General features: G+C 39.2%; 16 protein-coding genes. 6 read left to right on the forward strand and 10 right to left on the reverse strand.

Going from position 1 to position 20,334, the window contains the following annotated elements; genetic code table 11:
- Positions 1-77: 77 nt before the first annotated feature.
- Both PVK71_RS12585 and glyA read right to left on the reverse strand, forming a co-directional pair.
- Positions 78-4,592 carry an SslE/AcfD family lipoprotein zinc metalloprotease gene (locus PVK71_RS12585; protein ID WP_274419241.1) on the reverse strand — a complete coding sequence of 1,505 codons (4,515 nt, stop codon included), beginning with the start codon at positions 4,590-4,592 and terminating at the stop codon, positions 78-80.
- Between the two features lie 243 nt (positions 4,593-4,835).
- The gene (gene glyA / locus PVK71_RS12590) at positions 4,836-6,086 is read right to left on the reverse strand and encodes a serine hydroxymethyltransferase (RefSeq protein ID WP_274419240.1); all 1,251 of its coding nucleotides are present in this window, start codon (positions 6,084-6,086) and stop codon (positions 4,836-4,838) included.
- Between the two features lie 326 nt (positions 6,087-6,412).
- Here glyA and PVK71_RS12595 point away from each other — a divergent pair, with 326 nt between their 5' ends.
- On the forward strand, positions 6,413-7,021 hold the full coding sequence (locus PVK71_RS12595; protein WP_274419239.1) for a YitT family protein: 609 nt from the start codon (positions 6,413-6,415) through the stop codon (positions 7,019-7,021).
- Between the two features lie 64 nt (positions 7,022-7,085).
- Here the strand turns inward: PVK71_RS12595 and PVK71_RS12600 are convergent, their stop codons facing one another.
- From PVK71_RS12600 to gmhB, 8 genes are all read right to left on the reverse strand, one after another.
- Entirely contained in the window at positions 7,086-7,412 is a 327-nt protein-coding gene (locus PVK71_RS12600; RefSeq protein ID WP_274419238.1) for an MliC family protein, read from the reverse strand.
- 70 nt (positions 7,413-7,482) lie between these two features.
- Positions 7,483-8,451 (reverse strand): ABC transporter ATP-binding protein, encoded by a 969-nt coding sequence (locus PVK71_RS12605; RefSeq protein WP_130047214.1) that lies wholly within the window; start codon positions 8,449-8,451, stop codon positions 7,483-7,485.
- Positions 8,448-9,455, reverse strand: coding sequence for an ABC transporter ATP-binding protein (locus tag PVK71_RS12610; RefSeq protein ID WP_274419237.1), 1,008 nt, complete (start codon positions 9,453-9,455; stop codon positions 8,448-8,450). Before PVK71_RS12610 ends, PVK71_RS12605 begins: the two co-directional genes overlap by 4 nt.
- A 76-nt stretch (positions 9,456-9,531) precedes the next feature.
- A complete protein-coding gene (locus PVK71_RS12615) occupies positions 9,532-11,370 on the reverse strand; it encodes an extracellular solute-binding protein (protein ID WP_274419236.1) in 1,839 nt (612 codons plus the stop codon).
- 87 nt (positions 11,371-11,457) lie between these two features.
- Positions 11,458-12,501, reverse strand: coding sequence for an ABC transporter permease (locus PVK71_RS12620; RefSeq protein WP_274419277.1), 1,044 nt, complete (start codon positions 12,499-12,501; stop codon positions 11,458-11,460).
- Positions 12,502-12,512: 11 nt separating this feature from the next.
- Positions 12,513-13,541 (reverse strand): ABC transporter permease subunit, encoded by a 1,029-nt coding sequence (locus PVK71_RS12625; protein ID WP_274419235.1) that lies wholly within the window; start codon positions 13,539-13,541, stop codon positions 12,513-12,515.
- 259 nt (positions 13,542-13,800) lie between these two features.
- Positions 13,801-13,968: a hypothetical protein gene (locus PVK71_RS12630; protein ID WP_130047218.1), complete on the reverse strand. Its 168-nt coding sequence runs from the start codon at positions 13,966-13,968 to the stop codon at positions 13,801-13,803.
- Between the two features lie 228 nt (positions 13,969-14,196).
- Positions 14,197-14,748 carry a D-glycero-beta-D-manno-heptose 1,7-bisphosphate 7-phosphatase gene (gene gmhB / locus PVK71_RS12635; RefSeq protein ID WP_274419234.1) on the reverse strand — a complete coding sequence of 184 codons (552 nt, stop codon included), beginning with the start codon at positions 14,746-14,748 and terminating at the stop codon, positions 14,197-14,199.
- A 256-nt stretch (positions 14,749-15,004) separates the two neighbouring features.
- Between gmhB and metN the strand changes: the two genes are divergently transcribed.
- From metN to PVK71_RS12660, 5 genes are all read left to right on the forward strand, one after another.
- On the forward strand, positions 15,005-16,039 hold the full coding sequence (gene metN / locus PVK71_RS12640; protein ID WP_274419233.1) for a methionine ABC transporter ATP-binding protein MetN: 1,035 nt from the start codon (positions 15,005-15,007) through the stop codon (positions 16,037-16,039).
- Positions 16,029-16,706, forward strand: coding sequence for a methionine ABC transporter permease (locus PVK71_RS12645; RefSeq protein ID WP_105063354.1), 678 nt, complete (start codon positions 16,029-16,031; stop codon positions 16,704-16,706). The genes metN and PVK71_RS12645 overlap by 11 nt, the downstream gene beginning before the upstream one ends.
- A gap of 38 nt (positions 16,707-16,744) precedes the next feature.
- The gene (locus PVK71_RS12650) at positions 16,745-17,554 is read left to right on the forward strand and encodes a MetQ/NlpA family lipoprotein (protein ID WP_274419232.1); all 810 of its coding nucleotides are present in this window, start codon (positions 16,745-16,747) and stop codon (positions 17,552-17,554) included.
- Positions 17,555-17,649: 95 nt separating this feature from the next.
- Positions 17,650-18,348 carry a tRNA (N6-threonylcarbamoyladenosine(37)-N6)-methyltransferase TrmO gene (tsaA, locus tag PVK71_RS12655; protein WP_274419231.1) on the forward strand — a complete coding sequence of 233 codons (699 nt, stop codon included), beginning with the start codon at positions 17,650-17,652 and terminating at the stop codon, positions 18,346-18,348.
- A 148-nt stretch (positions 18,349-18,496) separates the two neighbouring features.
- Positions 18,497-20,212: a proline--tRNA ligase gene (locus tag PVK71_RS12660; protein WP_274419230.1), complete on the forward strand. Its 1,716-nt coding sequence runs from the start codon at positions 18,497-18,499 to the stop codon at positions 20,210-20,212.
- The last annotated feature ends 122 nt before the right edge of the window (positions 20,213-20,334 follow it).

Genomic DNA, 20,334 nt, shown 5'->3' on the forward strand with positions numbered 1-20,334 from the left:
GTTTTTCTTATTTATAGCTGATAGTAAAAAGCCCCTGAACCGTGATGGTTCCGGGGCTTTTTTATATTTAAAAGTAACTATTGTAATGAGCGAACGGTTACTTCACTAATTTTCAAAGGATCCCTTTGTGGCATTGGCAACTTCAAATTACTAACTGCAGTTTTCCCAAATGGAGAGACTCCACCTTCATATATTGGTTGTTCTTGTCCTGGTAATATTTGAGCAACAACACCTGGATTCCAAGCGCTAAAAAACTCTGTTAAATCAGTTTGAGCAGCATAAGATGCACATAACATCAATGCATCGCTTTTTTCTAAGTTCTGATTATAACAGTAATTAGTACCCTTTAAATTTAGGTCTAATTCAGATTCATTACGCGTTAGACGATGCATCAACTTAAATAAATTCCAGCCTTTCATACCCGTTATTGAGGTTTCGTAATATGCAGGAATGCTCCCCTCATACCAATCATTTATATCAAACTCTGTTTCAGCCCACTCTTTTAATTGAGCGAACATAACTAAACGCTCTCCAGCACCACCTGCACCCCAAACGTGTCCTTTTTCAGATTCAATAAACTCTGGCATTAATTGGATATCGTTAACAACACGCTCCATTTTACCTAGATGCTTATCTTGCATATACAGAGCTAAAATATTATTTACAACCTCTGTAGCACCAGTCACATTAAACGGCGCTTCTGCTGCATTATGTCCAACTTCATGCCAAAGCAACCAATCATTAAGTGGTGTAGTACTTAAATTGCGACCTTGAACATTAAAGCTATCATTCATGACTGGATAACCAGAATGCGCAGCCCCAATACTAATTGCCACATCATTGACAAAATGATGGCGATTATTTGGCATTGTGGCATCAGTTACTTTACGGTTTTTTGAACCCGAGATGTCCTCATTTCTCGCATAAAAATCATTAAGATCTTCTGAGAAGATATCTAACTCATTGGCAAAAACATCAAGCTGCCCTTTATAACGTTCTGCATTCAAATTCAATTTTGGTGCAGTATATACAAAGCTATTCGATACCACTTCTCCAATTGGTGCTGGTGAATTGATTGGGTTTATCCAGCCATTATTTTCAGTGTTTGTCACATCATATAGTGGAGCATCAACTGTATTAGATAGCGTAATAGTTACTTCTTTAGAACCACCACCTTGAACATAAATTAAACCACCATAAGGTACTGTAAACTCATGAGACCCCGAATCAAGAGTAAAGCTCTTTGTCATTCTTGGTGGACGCTTCAAGCTTAATTCATGCTTTTCTCGGCCAGTTAAATCATCGTGTAATGCGATTGAAAAAGTAACTGGTTGTTCATTACCAAATACTGATACTGTAAATGGTTGATGAGCAACAGCCCATTGACCCGTTGGTTGGCGATTGCCCGCGTACCAAGCCGCACTATAATTTCCCATATCTAACGTTAAGGTATCACCACCTTGAGACCCAGAAGGCTCACCAGGGAACTGTCGAATATCAACTTTAACATCGTAGTCCCAAAAAGAACGACCAAGCATTAAACGAGTTAAAGGTTTTTCCATATAGTTCAAAGGGTAACTAGGATTCATTTGTCCTGAATATACCCCCTTATCTGAACCATAAACCATCTTCAAACGATCTAATGACTCTTTTAAATCAACTGGACAGGTTGTATTGCCTTGAGCTACATCACTGGTATAGCAATTTAAGAATTGAGTAAATCGTTCAAAACCTAGCTCATCATCTGCTTTACTTTCGTAACGATAATCTAGATCATTCCACAACCACACGGTCATATTCTGGTAAATACGATTTAAATCTACGCTATTTAAACGCTCACCTTCCTTACCTTCTGTTCTAAAGTAGCGTTCATGCTGATACAAACTCTCAATATTAGTTCCAAGATTTGCTGCATCCACCATTGCTTTTGCTTCAGCATCACCTAAATTTAACTCGGTATAAGCGGGAACATACATACCACCAGTTAATGGGATCCCATTGCCAGGTCTGTATTCTAAACAATTTACTTCATAGTGATATTCAGCATTCACACATTCTTGATAGGTAAACTCACCATTAACTTTAAATTGTTCCAAAATACGATTTTTGGCGATATTCAAAGACGCATCGTTGACTGTTGGATTGCCTTGGTTATCAACAATCCACTGGCCATCTTCGTTCTTTTTAAAGTGTTCGCTTTCATCAATAAATGCAAGATGAGTACTTGATTCACCTTGTTCATTAATTTCACTCCAACGAACAACCTCTAAAGCAGGTTTATCATCAGGCTTATTGTTAAGAATAAAATCCCAAACAACTTCACCTTTATCATTAATCGTATATGGTAGTTTTGGTAATTCCCCAGCCCCTTCACTGACTGCAGCATAGCGCTCGATAACCCAAGAACCATACTCTCGATGAGAACGAACTCGATCTGGATAGCCACCATTTGGCCCATTACCACTCGAAACCACCGAGCTGTTCATACCAAATGCCAATCCAGCGCTATCAAATAACCTAGCTATTGGACCAATATTATTATTTTCAGTGAGCGTCTCCATAACTAAAACGCTACCGCCTTTTGTTACGTACTCTATTAACGCCGTAATATCGTCGACGGTTAACCTAGGTTTATTGAGATCAGCGCTCATTGGCAATTGATAGGCATTATTTACACCGTTGTCTAAATACTCATAAGCATTAATAAGTAAAAGAGGCATCGATTCTGGAGTAATACTATCAAAAGAGGATAATTGCTCTGTCGTTGCATTAAACACTGGCGCTAATTTATAAGGTGCTGAGCTACCAATAACTTGCCCATGACGTTTAAAGTAAACGTTTGGAATATTGGTTCCTACATGTATCTTATCCGCGGTAGTTTTATTGGTTAAATAACGCAATGTATTTTGGAAAAAATGCGTCATATCATCACTGTCAGTTGTGATACTACATTGCCCTTCAGCATTAACAGAACCGTTCCAACTGTAACCATTTGGGCACACAAGCACGCTGTTGTATCGCGCATTACCCATGATCATGACTTTACCTTTCCCTATTTCCCCAATACTTACAAAAGGCAAATTAAACGTTGCGGTGCTAGCACCAACATTATCAGGGATCACTTCAGAAGGGGCTTCTGTGATATAAGCCAGGCCTTTGTCATCCCATGCTTTTTTATCACCAAATTTCAACCAATAGTTATTATCATTACGAGCCATCATCACAGGAAAAGCGGTATTTGCTATATTCACTGCCGCTTGACCACGAGCACTTCCCGTACTACCGTAGAAATTAGTGCTGTCATGAAATACATGAAAACGTTCTACTGGTGCCCAGTTTTTATCTACGCCCCATAGCTTGTTAATATCAGCTTGAATAGAGCCCATTTCTGATGCTACATTGCGCACATTATTGAATTGATTAAAAACACTCGCGTCACAAGATTGCCCACAAATAGCTTTATCTATTTCAGAAGCTTGCCCTAATGCAAATTGTTTTTTAAATTCAGCAGGAATTATTACCGTATTTGGCTTACCATCAGTAGAGCCACCCACATTCAATTCTGCATTTTGGTCATTTAATGAAAGTGAAATAATTTCATTAATAACATTAGGATAAAGAGAAAATACTGCTTCTGTTTTATCTAATAACTTCAAATGTATAGATGATGGGTCACTATAACGCTGAATAAGTGCTTCAGCATTACGCCCTCTTTGTTCCTCACCAAAATCGGTAATGTAAAATACGGTTTTATTGCCACGAACAGAGCCTAGTTCAAACGTATCAATACCAAAACTAACAGCCTCGCCCCAGGCAAATTCAAATTCACCTAACTCATTGGTTTTTCCATTCCCTGAAGCACTAAAATAAGTTATGCCTTCAACAGGGTTACCCTGTGAATCTTGTAATACAGCCTTAGTTAGAATTGTTTCTTTTGGGGTATATTGTAAACTCTTCTCCGCATTAACAGATACAAAACTAGGATTTTCACTAACCGTAATTTCTGGTTCAATATTTGGTATATGTGTACTTGGAGCCTTATCAGCTAAAGAACCACTAGTCTCATTGATAACTTTCTGTTCAAAATCAACAGAAACTGTATCGATCTCTTTAAGTAATCTTTCAAAGCGAGCGCGCTCTAATAGAGAGAAATCGAAATCAAGTTGATTATTCCGAGTTACCGCCATATTTTGAATTAGCGTTATTATGTTCGTTTTTTTATTCAAGCTATCCTTATATTCATCAGCTAAAGCTAGCTGTAAATATTTAGTATCTAGTGTTTTCGTTGCTAGCTTTATACTTCCTGCAGCATACGTTGCAATCTGTAAATCATCGACATAACAAGAAATATGCTCACTAGCTACAAACTCAAAACCACTTGCTGGTTGATCGTTACATTTAACTGATTTGCCAAAAACATTAACACCATCTAAAGATAAAATGCCTTTGTATTTAACTTCAGGAGATCCACCGCCTCCAGTTCCGGGGCCGGTATCAACTTCTGGTCTCGAAGACCCTATATCTATACTCTCTTGATTACAGCCAGCAAGCAGCATTGATATCAATGATGCTAATAATAATTTTTTACTCATGATTCAACCTTTTAGAAGTGCTGAAACTAAACGCTCAGTTCACTGAAATCGAAACATACCACATTTATTTTTACATATTCTCAAAAATAATACAGAAATAGAATTAAAATCATGAATTTGAAATTTTTTCCTATAGCCACGATGAATTATCTGTACTTTATTTCACTCTTAATATTCTAAATTCCAATAAAAAAGGCTAGCCCATCACAGGCTAGCCTTTCAAATTTAATGTAGCTAAAAATATTAAGCGTATACAGGTAAACGCTTACAGATTTCTAATACTTTTGCTTTTGTCGCTTCGATAACAGACTCATCCCCTATGTTGTCTAGAATGTCACACATCCAGCCAGCAAGTTCTTTCGCATCAGCTTCTGAGAAACCACGACGAGTGATTGAAGGAGAACCAACACGGATACCAGAAGTAACAAACGGGCTACGTGGGTCATTTGGTACAGAGTTTTTGTTAACGGTAATATTAGCTGAACCTAGCGCCGCATCCGCTTCTTTGCCTGTGATATCTTTGTCAATTAAATCAACTAGAAATAGGTGGTTCTCAGTAGAACCAGAAACGATGTTGTAACCACGAGCTAGGAACTCGGCAACCATTGCTTTCGCATTAGCAACAACGCGCGTTTGGTATTCTTTAAACTCTGGCTCTAGTGCTTCTTTAAATGCAACCGCTTTACCAGCGATAACGTGCATTAGAGGGCCACCTTGGCCGCCAGGGAATACTGCTGAGTTTAGTTTCTTATAAAGATCTTCGCCTTCATTAGAAAGGATAAGACCACCACGAGGACCAGCAAGTGTTTTATGAGTCGTTGTTGTAACTACGTGAGCGTGTGGTACTGGGTTAGGGTAAACACCAGCAGCAATAAGACCCGCAACGTGAGCCATATCTACGAAAAAGTAAGCACCAACTTTGTCTGCGATTTCACGCATACGCGCCCAATCACATACTTGAGAATAAGCAGAGAAACCACCAATGATCATCTTAGGTTTATGTTCTACTGCTAGTGCTTCCATTTCTTCGTAATCAATTTGGCCAGCTTCATCAATACCGTAAGGAATGATGTTGTAAAGCTTACCAGAGAAGTTTACTGGCGAACCGTGAGTTAAGTGACCACCGTGAGCAAGGCTCATGCCTAATACTGTATCGCCAGCATTTAGAAGTGCCATATAAACTGCGTTGTTTGCTTGAGAACCTGAGTGCGGTTGTACGTTTGCGTACTCTGCACCAAACAATTCACACGCACGATTAATAGCTAATGTTTCCACTTTATCAACGAACTCACAACCACCATAGTAACGCTTACCAGGGTAACCTTCTGCGTATTTGTTTGTTAATTGTGAACCTTGAGCTTCCATCACTCGTGGGCTAGTGTAGTTTTCAGAAGCAATCAGCTCGATATGCTCTTCTTGACGTACTGTTTCTTCCTGGATTGCTGCAAACAAGTCTGCATCGTAATCTGCAATGTTCATATCACGCTTAAGCATCTGTATCTCCTGACTCAGATAAATATAAAACCCAAAAATAGCCCAATGACGCAAACGATTACGTCACTAGTCTTAACTGCGATATATTCTACATAATTTGATCTAGATCAGATAGCCTAAATTACATATTTCTTTATGATTTTTGTTGAGGATTCCTCATTATCAACATGAATAGGATTCAATATGTGTCAATAATTTGCTTTACACTATGTAAAGGCTTTACTACAAATCTTCTCTTATATTTACCGACAATCGATTGCATAAATTTATAATCCTACTATTCTTGCGACCATTATTTTATTGGTACAAGAACAGACCCTGTCGTTATGGAAAAAATTAAACACACTCACAAGGAAGATGTCATTGCTATTCTGACAGGCACTTTCTTAGTCTCTCAAGGTATTTTCTTTTTGCAAGCCGCTCAACTCTTAACTGGGGGCACCACTGGATTGGCGCTATTATTGAGCCAAATGAGCGGCATTAGTTTTGGTATTTTATATTTCACTTGTAACTTGCCATTCTACGCTCTGGCATGGCAACGATTTGGGAAGCAGTTTGCACTAACCAGTTTAATCTCTGGTGGCCTTGTTTCTATCATGACGGATCATTTGAATATGATGATCTCAGTAGATCATATTAATGACATTTACTGTGCTGTCGCTGGTGGTTTATTGATGGGATTAGGCATGCTTATTTTATTTAGACATCGTTCTAGTTTAGGTGGTTTTAATGTCCTTTGCCTTTTCATTCAAGAGAAGTTTGGAATATCGGTAGGTAAAGTTCAAATGGCGATCGACTTCTGTATTTTAAGTGCTTCTTTTTTCTTTATAACCCCTTGGTTATTGATTGTCTCTGTTCTTGGTGCCGTGGTATTAAATATCGTCCTTGCAATGAACCATAAACCTAATAGATACATTGTGACTTATGGGACGTAGTGCCTAACAATCACATTGAATGAAAAAAGGCGATGCGTTATTAATAGCATCGCCTTTTCTTTACTTATTTAATCACTGTACAATTCTTTAAAACTACACGACCTAAATCCAGTCGAGCTTCATCCCCTTTTCCGTGAAACACTATCGCGGCACTAATATCAGGCATTCCATCATCTGAAATATACTTTATTCCTGATGCTGATACGGCACGCTTTAAAGCATAATTTTCTTTAGGAAGTTGCAGTAATGCTTTATCTTCATTAAACGTTATCTGAAAATTTTTACCACCATCGCACTGATAGTTAACTGGTTGCGCAGTTCCCATATCAGGCGTTGTAGATGAACAACCAGCAAGTAATCCTAGGGCCGTAAAAGCAAATAATTTTTTCATGATTTTCTCTCATTCTTTTTTATTAACTATAGGATAAAACAAGCAAATACAGATGTTTCAAAAAAGATATTTATTTATATAAATGGCAAGCCACTTCATGCCCATTATCAGAAAGTTCGTGCCTTATTGGTTCTTTAGTGAAGCATTCCGCCTCTGCTTTTGGGCAACGAGTTGAAAATCGACATCCTTTGGGAGGATTAATAGGCGAAGGAACATCTCCTTTTAAAATAATCCGCTCCTTTCCTCTAAATCTAGGATGAGCAACAGGTATCGCAGACAGTAGCGCTTCGGTATATGGGTGCTTTGGTGAGTGATATAAGGTTTCCGAATCACCATATTCAACAATTTTACCTAAGTACATGACTGCTACTTTGTCAGAGATGTGCTTCACAACTGATAAATCATGAGCAATAAAAATCAACGCTAAGTTCATCTCTTTTTGTAAGTCTAATAATAAATTCACTATCTGAGCTTGAACTGACACATCCAATGCAGACACTGATTCATCACACACTATTAATTTTGGTTTTAACGCTATGGCTCTTGCGATACCAATTCGTTGCTTTTGACCACCCGAGAACTCATGAGGATAACGCGTTGCTGCACTCGCAGGTAAACCGACTTTAATCAGCAAATCTTCCACCCATTGTTTGCGCTCCTCAACTGTCCCCACTCCGTGAATAACAAAAGGCTCTTCTAAAATCATCTCTATTGTGTGTCTTGGGTTCAGAGACTCTGTAGGATCTTGAAAAATAATCTGCATTTCTTGGCGAAGTGACCGCATCTCTTTATTGCCAAGATCTGTAATATCATGACCTTCAAAGTATATACGCCCTGCTGTTGGTTCAAATAACTTCAGAAGGCTACGACCTAATGTACTTTTCCCACAACCAGATTCCCCGACAAGCCCAAGCGTTTCACCTTTATTAACACTCAGTGAAACCCCATCAACCGCATGAACTACATATCCCTTATTAAAGATCCCTTTTCCTGAATAAAAATACTGCTTAAGACCATCAATTTTTAATAACTCACTCATTTAACCACCTCATTACTGGCAATTAATTCATGAGTAAAATGGCAACTTACCTGATGCAATAAACCCACTTCACTCATGATTGGCACCTCAGTGTTACATATGTCTTGCTTGTATTTACAGCGTGTTGAAAATCGACAACCTGCTGGCATTTCATGTAATGAAGGAACGGTTCCCTGAATGGTTTCAAGTTCTGTTTTTGGCTGCAAACTTAAACTCGGCATAGAAGACATCAGACCTTGCGTGTATGGGTGCTTTGGATTATCAAACAATTCAAAAATACCCGCTTGTTCTGCCACTCGTCCTGCATACATCACGACAACTTCATCACAAATCTCAGCCACCACACCAAGATCATGAGTAATAAAAATAATCGACATGCCCGTTTCATCTTGCAACTTTTTCATCAACTCTAAAATCTGAGCCTGAATGGTGACATCTAATGCAGTTGTTGGCTCATCACAAATTAAAATATCTGGCTCACACGCTAACGCAATAGCAATCATGACTCGCTGACGCATACCACCAGACAAATTATGAGGGTACTCATGAATCCGGGACTCAGGTGATGGGATGCCTACTTTTTCTAGCATCTCTAAAGAATAGGAAAGGCGCTGCTTTTTACCTAAATCAGGACGGTGAAGTTCTAATACTTCGTTAATCTGCTTTCCTATGGTATGTACGGGGTTAAGTGCCGTCATTGGATCTTGGAAGATCATGGAGATACAATTACCACGCATTTCATATAATTTATCAGGACTTAGCTGAACCAAATCCGTCTCATTATATAAAATTAGCCCCCCGACTACATTGCCATACGGCTTAGGTAATAAACCCATAATAGACATTGCAGTGACACTTTTTCCACAGCCTGATTCACCAACAATACCAATGGTTTTTCCTTTTGGTACTTGAAAGCTAACACCATCTAGCACTCTTACTGTGCCATCATCAGTTTGAAACTCAGTCACTAGATCTTCTACTGATAAAACAATCTTTCTATCCATATGCATCTTCACTGTTTTTATTAGTATGTTGTCACTAGGAGATCCCTCTCCTAGCCTTTACGTTACTTAGTTAAACTTATAGTTTGTAAGTGTCATCAATGATAACCACAGGCTCAAAGGTTTTTTCTGATTTCATTGCTGCTTTGGTTTCTTTCTTCGCTGCTTCATCAATCCAGAACGTGCTGAATGTTTGAGAAAATCCCCAACCATGGAATAAGTATCCAGTTTGTTTGGTTGCCATATTTTCAGGTAACTTCATCCAACGCCAATAACCTGCACGTGCGTATGGCACCATATAACCCGGTACAATAACGTTAGCATCCGCAATCAGTTGTTGGATCTTACGAGAAAGTGCTCGTTTTTTCTCAATATCAAATTCATTTTTGAATGAGTCGATCAAACTATCTAGCTCTGGAGAGGTGAAATTAGTGAAATGGTTAGTTTGTGGTTTATTGGCATTATCTGAGTGGAAATATTCCCAATAGGCAGGAATGTCGCCTGTGCCCATATTATGGAAAGAGATATCGTGTTTTTTCTCAAGAACGTACTTAAACATACTTGAGCCATCAATAAGATTCAGCTCAAGATCCAACCCTGCCAATTTTGCCTGCTCTTTTAATACCGCAACACGAGGTGTGAAAGATTGCTGAGAATAAGTGACGGCAAAGCTTAGGCGCTCCCCCTTATCATTAACACGAATACCATCAGAGCCGACCTTAGTGAATCCCGCTTGCTCAAAATATTCGATGGCTTTTTTAGCATCAAACTTAGGCGCTTTAATCTCTGTATTGTCATAACCAATATGACCAAATCCCATGCCATTTGGCTTACGAGAATAATCCCCACGAAGGACTTTCTCTATCATCATGTCAAAGTCGGTCGCATACATAATGCCTTTACGAACATTAATATCATCTAACATTGGTTTTGCCGTATTCAACCATAGTCCACCAGCTCCCACTGGCGCTTGGTTAAACACCCATGCTTTTTGTATGTACCCATTTTGATAGTTTTTGCCGGAAGATTTTTCATGCCAAAGATCAGGACGAACCAAATCAAACGAATCTAAATTGCCTTTTTCAAAATGCTTTAGCGCAATATCAGCATCGCGGATCACCTTGATATTAATTTTTTCTACGTTATAACGATGTTGGTTATACTTATTTTCATAACCCCACCAATCTTCACCTACGTGTTTAAAGGTAATGTTTTTACCCTTTTTAATTTTATCAATATAGTAAGGTCCTGTGACAGGCTCTGGCTTGAAGTTGTATTTACGAACAAATTTATCATCAATACCATCGTTGTTTTTATCAACCTTTGGCTTACCATAAAAGTGTTCTGGTCGAGGCATTAAGTTGGTGTACTCAATCAACTCATCACGGTTACGAGCTTTGGCTGAAACAATACCTACCGTATTTTTATCAAAGGTAATAATGTCTGCAATTTCATTGGTAAAAAAGTCGTTATACCAAGGAGCTACAATATCTGTTGAACGCATCAGTTTTAACATAAACTGATAATCATCCGCGGTGACAGGCTTACCATCACTCCATGTTGCCTTTGGGTTTAACTTAAAATAAACGGTTTTATTATCATCACCAAATGCCCATGACTGAGCTAACCCTGGAAGCCACTCTCCAGTATTAGGGTGTTTAATTAATGGGGGGAGATTTGCTTCTAAAATCCATGCTCTAAATGAACCGTTCGAATCTGGACCAACCGTTCGAAAAGTTTGTGGAAAACTTAACGTGTATGTTCGATATGAACCACCAAAGGTTGCTTTTGAAGAGGCAAATGTAGGTGCGGTATCATTAGTTTGCCACTGTAAATTATCAGGTAGCTTGGCTGAAAATACATGAGAACTGAATAACGCAGTGGTAGATAGTGCTAACATCGTGAGCTTTTTATTCATAGTTATCGATTCCTTTCTTTTTATTATCTCTATTGTCGATATGGCCTAGGTTCCTGTTTTCCATCAACCTAGATTAATCATTACTATTTAAACGTATCGAGTGTGTTTCTTTGGATCAAAGGCTTCACGGATCCCTTCTCCAATAAAAGTCACCATAATTAATACCGTAACAATCGCAGTCACAACCGAGCTTGCTATCCATGGTGAATCTAAATTCGATTTTCCTTGCTGCAATAACTCTCCCCAACTTGGCGTTGGCGGCATTAAACCTAATCCTAAATAGTCCAAAGCAGTAAGCGCGGTGATATTTGCAACAATAGTAAATGGTGCCAAGGTCACAATCATTACCATGGTGTTTGGCAAAATATGATGAAACAAAATTCGACTATTGGATGCGCCTAAGGCTTTGGCTGCCATTACGTATTCACGAGCCTTTTCTTTATAGGTCATGGTTCGCATGTACCATGTCATTCCCATCCAGCCAAACATGACATTGATTAAGGTAAACAACATAAAGCTAGGTTTCATAATTGATACCAATATCATGATGACATATAAGAAAGGCACCATAGACCAAATTTCAATAAAGCGTTGGAAAAACAGATCGAACTTGCCACCAAAGAACCCCATCGCACAACCAACAGATACGCCAATTGCGTAAGATATTGCCAAGGTAATTAAGGCGAATCCCATGGCAATTCGAAAGCCATAAACCAATCGCGACACAATATCTCGGCCAATCGTATCGGTGCCTAAATAATGTTGTCCTTCAAGACTGGGCTCTGTAGGAGGAAAATCCCCTGAAAAATCTTGTTCATAAGGATTCCATGGAACAATAGGCATAATAACGAAATTGCCTTGCTCTTCTTGTTCAAACTTAACTTTCAACTCTCTGTAATTGGTTTCATGGACATAATCTAAACCAAAGGTCTCGCCCGATTTTACGTCACCATAGGTTGGAAAATGCCACTCTCCTTGATAGCTAACCAATAATGCTCTGCTGTTAACGAACACTTCCGCAAAGATAGAAAGTACCAGTAATAAAGACAAAATAAGAAATGACCAATAACCACGCTTTATCGCTTTAAAACGTTGAACCTTCTTTTGCGTCAGTGGACTTAAATTTAATATCGACGTCATAATTAAGCTCCAAACTTCACGCGTGGGTCAACCACAGCAACACACACATCAGATAAAATATTGCCTAGCATCAACATCATGGCGTTAATGGCAAACAACCCCATAACGACTGGGTAATCTCGCTCCATAATCGCTTCGTAACCTAGCAAGCCAATACCATCAATATTGAAAATAACCTCGATGAGGAATGAACCCGTCATAAAAAACATCAGTGAATTACCAAAGTGACTCGCAACAGGGATCAAACTATTACGTAAGGCGTGTTTACGAACGGCTTTTCTAAATGGCAACCCTTTAGCAATAGCAGTACGAACATAATCTGCCGCTAAGTTTTCCATTAAGTTATTCTTCATCGTCATCGTAAGTAGAGCAAAATCACCGATGAGATAACAAAATAGAGGCAGCACCGCATGCCACATAATATCTTTTATTTGTTCAAAAGCGCCGAAATCATCAAAGTCATCACCCACGAAGCCCCCCATTGGAAACCATTCTAGTTGATAGCTAAATAAACTAATTAAGAACACACCAATGACGTAGCCCGGTAAAGCAAAGCCAACAAAAATAGCAATGGAAGACGTAGAATCAAGAATGGAACCGTGCTTTAACGCTTTTAAATAACCGAGTGGAATGGAAATAAGATAACTGAGTAGAAAGGTCATTCCTCCATAAAAGAGGGAAACGGGTAATCGCTCTGCAATCATATCCCATACAGGTTCGTAGTAACGAGTCGATTCACCAAGATCAAGCACCACTAATTTTGTTAACCAATCATAATACGCTTCGAAAACCGGCTTATCTAAACCATAAAACGCATTAAGTTCAGCGATTTGATCTTCTGATAAAGCATTATTTCCATCAGTTACACTGCTCGTTCCACCCGTTTCAGCGCTTCCCTGCATCTGTAAACTCAAAAGCATACGCTCTACAGGGCCACCGGGAACAAAACGCGTTAGCGCAAAGATAAGTAAGGTAATACCAATAAAGGTTGGGACAACCAATAAAAGTCGTCTAAATAGGTAAGATATCATCCGTGACTATTGCTCCAAATCCAATCTGCAGACTCCGCTGCATTTATTTTTTATAATAGTTTTATTAACTTAGCTCAATAGTATACCAACTACAATCCGACCTATTGAGAGTGTAAGCGAGTTAACAGTTTGCAGAATAGTGAAAGGATTAGAAAGAGAAAGACAAGAATTTGACACTTTTGTTAAGAAAGTGTCACAAAATAAACCTCTTTGGATTAGATTATCTACTAAATAGAAGAGAAATATTAAAGCAAGCAAATTACTGAAAAGGGATCTCACTCAAATGAGAAAGGATTTCTTGTTGTTGTTCATCCGTTAATAAATCCCATGTATTCACAGTCTCATCTACGGGCGTTTTTTGATGACATAGTGCCTTTGGCTGATCATTACCTAAAAGCAGATTTGAACTTTTATCAACGTTATTCATAACAACCACCTTAGTTTACAACTCTACTCATTGAGTTATTTAAAATCCATTTACATAATTAACTTTAAGTAAATTTCTATAATAAAGATACACCCTTTAGCTCTTAAAAGTAAGACAGAAAGAAAAAGCTATTTTAAAACAAAGTAATAACATAAAAAAACGCCTACAGACTTCTCCATAGGCGCTTAATTACATTCTATTTTCTGATTAACTTAGATAAAAAAACACCTAAGCAAAAAGGAACTTAGGTACATCAGCAATGCTATCAAGAACTGTTGTTGCTAACGCTTCACCCTCTTCTGTTACTGGCTTACCTGTGCGAACAAGAATGCGAGTACCAACACCAGCCGCTTGTGCTGCCATCATGTCTTCTTTCTTATCGCCGATCATAACCGAGTTTTCCATATCGATGTCTAAGAAACTCTGTGCTGAGTTAAACATCCCTGGATTTGGTTTACGACAATCACACTCTTCTTTGTATTTTTCTACCGTTGCTTCTGGGTGGTGCGGGCAATAATAGATACCATCAAAATCAATGCCGTTATCGGCAAAGTTCCAATCCATCCATTCAGTTAGGATTTCAAATTGCTCTTCAGTAAACATACCACGAGCAATTCCCGATTGGTTTGTTACTAATACAAGTAGGTAACCCATGTCTTTGCATTTTTTAACGGCATCAAATACACCATCAATATATTCAAAGTCATCACGCTTATGAACATAGCCACGATCAACGTTAATTACGCCATCTCTATCAATAAATACCGCTGGTTTGGACAAGGTGAAACCCTCTATATAGTCAAATCGGTTAATGAAAAAATTATCGCACGCTTTTGCTTTCTTAGCATCAAAATTTATACGTTTAGCCGTCTAGACGTAAAAATACCTATTGACTTAAATCAATATCCGAAATAGCATCAGTAAGATATAAAAAATGAGAGATCGCTCAGATTTTTTAACCTTGGTTATCTTTCTATTTACACTGGCTTTCTATTTACATTAGCTCCCTATTTAAAAATGCAGTTCAAGGCGAATCATGATTGAAATAAACCGCGTTAATAAGGTGTTTTATCAAGGTGCAAAGGAAATTAATGCCCTTAAAGATATTAACCTACATATTGCCCAAGGCACCATCTTTGGTGTAATTGGCTCATCAGGTGCAGGGAAAAGTACGCTGATACGCTGTGTAAACATGTTAGAGAAGCCAACAAATGGTGAAGTGATTGTTGATGGTGTTGATTTAACAAAACTCTCTTCAAGCGAGTTAAGCAAAGCACGCCGCAATATCGGAATGATTTTCCAACACTTTAACCTTCTTGCTTCACGAACTGTATTTGAAAACGTAGCTCTACCATTAGAGTTAGCGGGAAAATCAAAACAAGAGATTAAGAAAAAAGTCACTGAACTATTAGATTTGGTTGGCTTGGAAGATAAGCACCACACTTATCCTGCAAATCTTAGTGGTGGTCAAAAGCAACGTGTTGCTATCGCTCGTGCGCTTTCAACAGTTCCAAAAGTACTGCTTTGTGATGAAGCAACCAGTGCGCTTGATCCTGCAACAACAAAGTCAATTCTAGAGCTAATCAAAGATCTAAATCGAAAATTAAATATTACTATCCTAATCATTACCCATGAAATGGAAGTCGTAAAAAACATCTGTCATGAAGTGGCGATTATCGGTGGCGGTGAGTTGGTTGAAAAAGGCATTGTGAGCGATATTTTTGCTCATCCTAAAACCAAACTTGCACAAGAGTTTATTCGTGCAACATTAGATTTATCAATTCCTGATGATTTCAAATCTCGTCTACAAGAAACCTATGTAGAAGGCAGTTACCCTCTTATTCGTTTGGAATTTACTGGTGCCAGTGTTGACGCCCCTGTCATTAGCCAGATCTCTCGTGAATTTGACATTGATATCAGTATCTTAAATGCAGATATCGATTATGCTGGCGGCGTTAAATTTGGCCTTATGCTAGCCGAGTTTTTTGGCAACCAAGAATCAACAGCGCAAGCAATTACATTCTTACGCAATCATCACGTAAAAGTAGAGGTATTAGGTTATGTCATTTGATGTGATTTCTGCATGGCTTGATTTAAACAGCAAGCTGTTATTAAACGCAACAGGCGAAACCCTTTATATGGTTGCGGTTGCTGGTATTGTTGGTTTTGCTATTGGTATCCCTCTTGGTGTTGTTTTACACATCACGAAAAAAGGCGGACTAATGGAGAACACGGCGTTTAACAGCGTACTTGGTGCGATAGTAAACGTGGGGCGTTCGGTGCCTTTCTTGGTATTAATGGTTGCGATTATTCCAGTAACAAAACTGATTGTAGGTAGCTTTATTGGTACCACTGCTGCGATTGTCCCATTAACCATTGGTGCCATTCCATTTGTGGCTCGTTTAATCGAAGGTGCATTAATCGAAGTACCAAGTGGTCTGGTTGAAGCAGCACAGTCTATGGGCGCAACTCCACTGCAAATTATTACGAAAGTACTGCTTCCTGAAGCACTACCAACTATTTTAAACTCAGTAACTATCACACTAGTAACGCTAGTTAGCTACTCTGCAATGGCAGGTACGGTTGGCGGCGGTGGCTTAGGTGATGTTGCTATTCGATATGGTTTCCACCGTTATGATTTAACCATCATGGCTGTGACCGTTGTTATGCTGATTGTTTTGGTTCAAATCATTCAATCTGTTGGTGATTCTTTAGTTAAAAAAGTCGATCACCGTTAATTTTATTTAATATGGAATTCATTTTTAAGGAGTAAATAATGAAATTGAATCTAAAAAAACTGGCAGCAGTTGCTGGCCTAGCATCAACACTTATCCTTACGGGTTGTGGACAAGAAGAAGCAAAAACAAACTCAATTAAAGTGGGTGTAATGGCGGGTGCTGAAGCGCAAGTTGCTGAGGTTGCAGCTAAAGTGGCAAAAGAGCAATATGGTCTTGATGTTGAATTAGTAACTTTTACCGATTACGTAACACCAAACGCAGCATTGGATGATGGTTCTATTGACCTAAATGCATTCCAACATAAACCATACCTAGATCAACAAGTGACCGATCGTGGTTACAAAATTGAAATTGCAGGTAACTCTTTTGTATACCCAATTGCTGGTTACTCTAAGCAAGTAACTTCGGTTGACCAAATTGAAGATGGTGCACGTATTGCGGTACCAAACGATCCAACTAACCTTGGTCGTTCTTTACTTCTTCTTCAAGAACAAGGGCTAATCACATTACGTGATGGTTCTGGTCTTGCTGCAACGATTCGTGATATTACGACTAACCCTAAAAACATCACTATTGTTGAGTTGGATGCAGCACAGCTTCCTCGCTCTCTTGATGATGTAGCACTGTCTGTAATCAACACAACTTACGCAAGTAGCCTAAACCTTACACCAGAGAAAGATGGCATCTTTGTTGAAGATAAAGACTCTCCGTATGTAAACCTAATTGTTGGTCGTACTGACAACGTAAACACTGAAAACGTAAAAACATTTGTTAAAGCGTACCAATCAGAAGAAGTTTACCAAGCAGCACTTAAAACATTTAAAGGTGGCGTAGTTAAAGGTTGGTAATCCTCTTCTTTTAACAAACTAACCTACAAAAGGTTGACGTGAGAGCGTCAACCTTTTTTAATATCTAAAGATTATTATTCATAAAGAATACTTCAATGACTTATCACATCGATCCTGTTGGTTTTATCCAATCGCCTTACAAAGAAAAGTTTGCGGTTCCTCGCCAACCTCGCTTAGCACCTAGTGCCACATCTCGCCTAAAATTGGTGGGGGATGCTAACTCACCTGAATCCGTGCGTGCTATTGAGCAGTTCTCTCATTTATGGCTTCTTTTCTTATTTGACCAAAACTTAGAGGCGGGATGGAGACCCACGGTTCGTCCACCACGTTTGGGTGGCAACGAGCGTATTGGTGTATTTTCTTCGCGTGCGACCTTTCGTCCCAATGGTATTGGTATGTCTGCGGTCGAATTAAAAGGCGTGGTTCAAGAAGGCAATCAAACCTATTTAGAATTGGGCAGCGTTGATTTGGTGGATAACACGCCAATCATAGACATCAAACCTTACATCCCCTATTCCGATTCTATTCCTGATGCACTCGGTGGTTTTGCAGAGAAAGAACCTGACGTTCTTGATGTGTATTTATCGATAGAGGCACAAAAATCACTAAGTTCTCACCCACAAAGAAAAGAGATAGAGGCGGTAATAAAAGAGGTTCTTAGACAAGATCCACGACCAGCTTATAAGAAAGGGAAAGCTGATAACAAAGAATATGCGGTAAATTTGTTTGATTTGAACGTAAAATTTACTGTAGATAGCAATTCGATCACGGTAACTGCAATTGATCGCTTTTGAGATCGCTTTTAGGCTGATATCATAGAAAGCTTAATTTTAGATTGATCCTGTTCTCATTAAAGAACATACCATAACTAAGATTGAACTCTCGATTTAACTGTTTAAGTCGAGCTATTCCAATATTCATAACTAACAAATGGATGAAAACATGCGCACTAGCAAATACCTTCTTTCAACACTGAAGGAGACTCCAAACGACGCAGAAGTAGTAAGCCACCAGCTAATGCTACGTGCAGGTATGATCCGTCGTCTAGCTTCAGGTTTATATACTTGGCTACCGACTGGTCTACGTGTATTGCGTAAAGTCGAAAACATCGTTCGTCAAGAGATCGACAATGCAGGTGCAATCGAAACTTTGATGCCCGTAGTTCAACCGTTTGAGCTTTGGGAAGAAACAGGCCGTTCTGAAAAGATGGGTCCTGAGCTTCTTCGCTTTACTGACCGTCATGTTCGTCCGTTTGTACTTAGCCCAACAGCTGAAGAAGTTATCACGAGCCTTGTTCGTAACGAAGTTAACTCTTACAAGCAACTTCCACTAAACTTGTACCAAATCCAGACTAAATTCCGTGATGAGCGTCGCCCACGTTTTGGCGTTATGCGTGCACGTGAATTCTGCATGATGGATGCGTACAGCTTTGATATCGATAAAGAAGGCCTACAAAAGTCTTACGATGCAATGCACGATGCTTACTGTAAAGCCTTCGACCGTATGGGTCTTGAGTACCGTCCAGTATTGGCTGACTCAGGCGCTATCGGCGGCAGTGGTTCTCAAGAGTTCCACGTACTTGCTGAAAGCGGCGAAGATTTAATCGCATTCTCAACAGAATCTGATTACGCAGCTAACATCGAAAAAGCAGAAGCTCTAGCACCAACAACTGAACGTGCTGCTCCTACTCAAGAGATGACAACGGTTGATACACCAAACGCAAAAACAATTGCAGAATTGGTTGAGCAACACGGTATCGCGATTGAAAAAACAGTTAAGACATTATTTGTTAAAGCATCTGATGAAATTGACGCTGATATCATTGCACTTATCATCCGTGGTGATCACGAACTTAACGAAGTTAAAGCTGAAAACCTAAAAGAAGTTGCTTCTCCACTAGAGATGGCTGACGAAGCACAACTTCATGACCTAATCGGCGCTGGTGCTGGTTCTCTTGGTCCTGTAGGCCTAGAACTGCCATTCATCGTTGACCGCTCTGTTGCAGTAATGAGTGACTTTGGTACAGGCGCAAACATCGATGGTAAGCACTTCTTTGGTGTTAACTGGGAGCGTGATGTACAGCTTGGTCAAGTTGAAGATCTACGTAACGTTGTTGAAGGCGATCTAAGCCCATGTGGTCAAGGTACTCTACAACTGAAACGCGGCATCGAAGTCGGTCACATCTTCCAATTAGGCACAGCCTACTCAGAAGCAATGAACTGTGGCGTGCTTGATGCTAACGGTAAAAACTCTATCCTTGAGATGGGTTGTTACGGTATTGGTGTTTCACGTGTTGTTGCCTCAGCTATTGAGCAAAACAACGACGAATACGGCATTGTATGGCCAGAAGCGCTTGCACCATTTACGGTTGCTATCGTACCGATGAACATGCACAAATCTGAGCGCGTTAAAGAAGCAGCAGAAAAACTGTATGCAGAACTAACAGCAATGGGCATCGATGTACTCTTTGATGACCGTAAAGAGCGTCCAGGTGTTATGTTTAAAGACATCGAGCTTATCGGTATTCCACATACGGTTGTTATTGGCGACCGTAGTATGGATGAAGGTAACTTCGAATATAAAAACCGTCGTGCAAACAGCAAAGAAGTGGTTGAAATTGCAAACATCGTTGAGCACATTAAAGCTCAATTAAGCTAATTTCATCACCTTTTAAATACCAAAGGCTAAGTAGATTTACTTAGCCTTTTTTATATCCATGAAATAATGTTACTTTTACTCATTTATTTCTTGATTACTTTACATCTACTGATAGAATCCGC

The organism is Aliivibrio sp. S4MY1, assembly GCF_028765545.1.
Classification (GTDB): Bacteria; Pseudomonadota; Gammaproteobacteria; order Enterobacterales; family Vibrionaceae; genus Aliivibrio.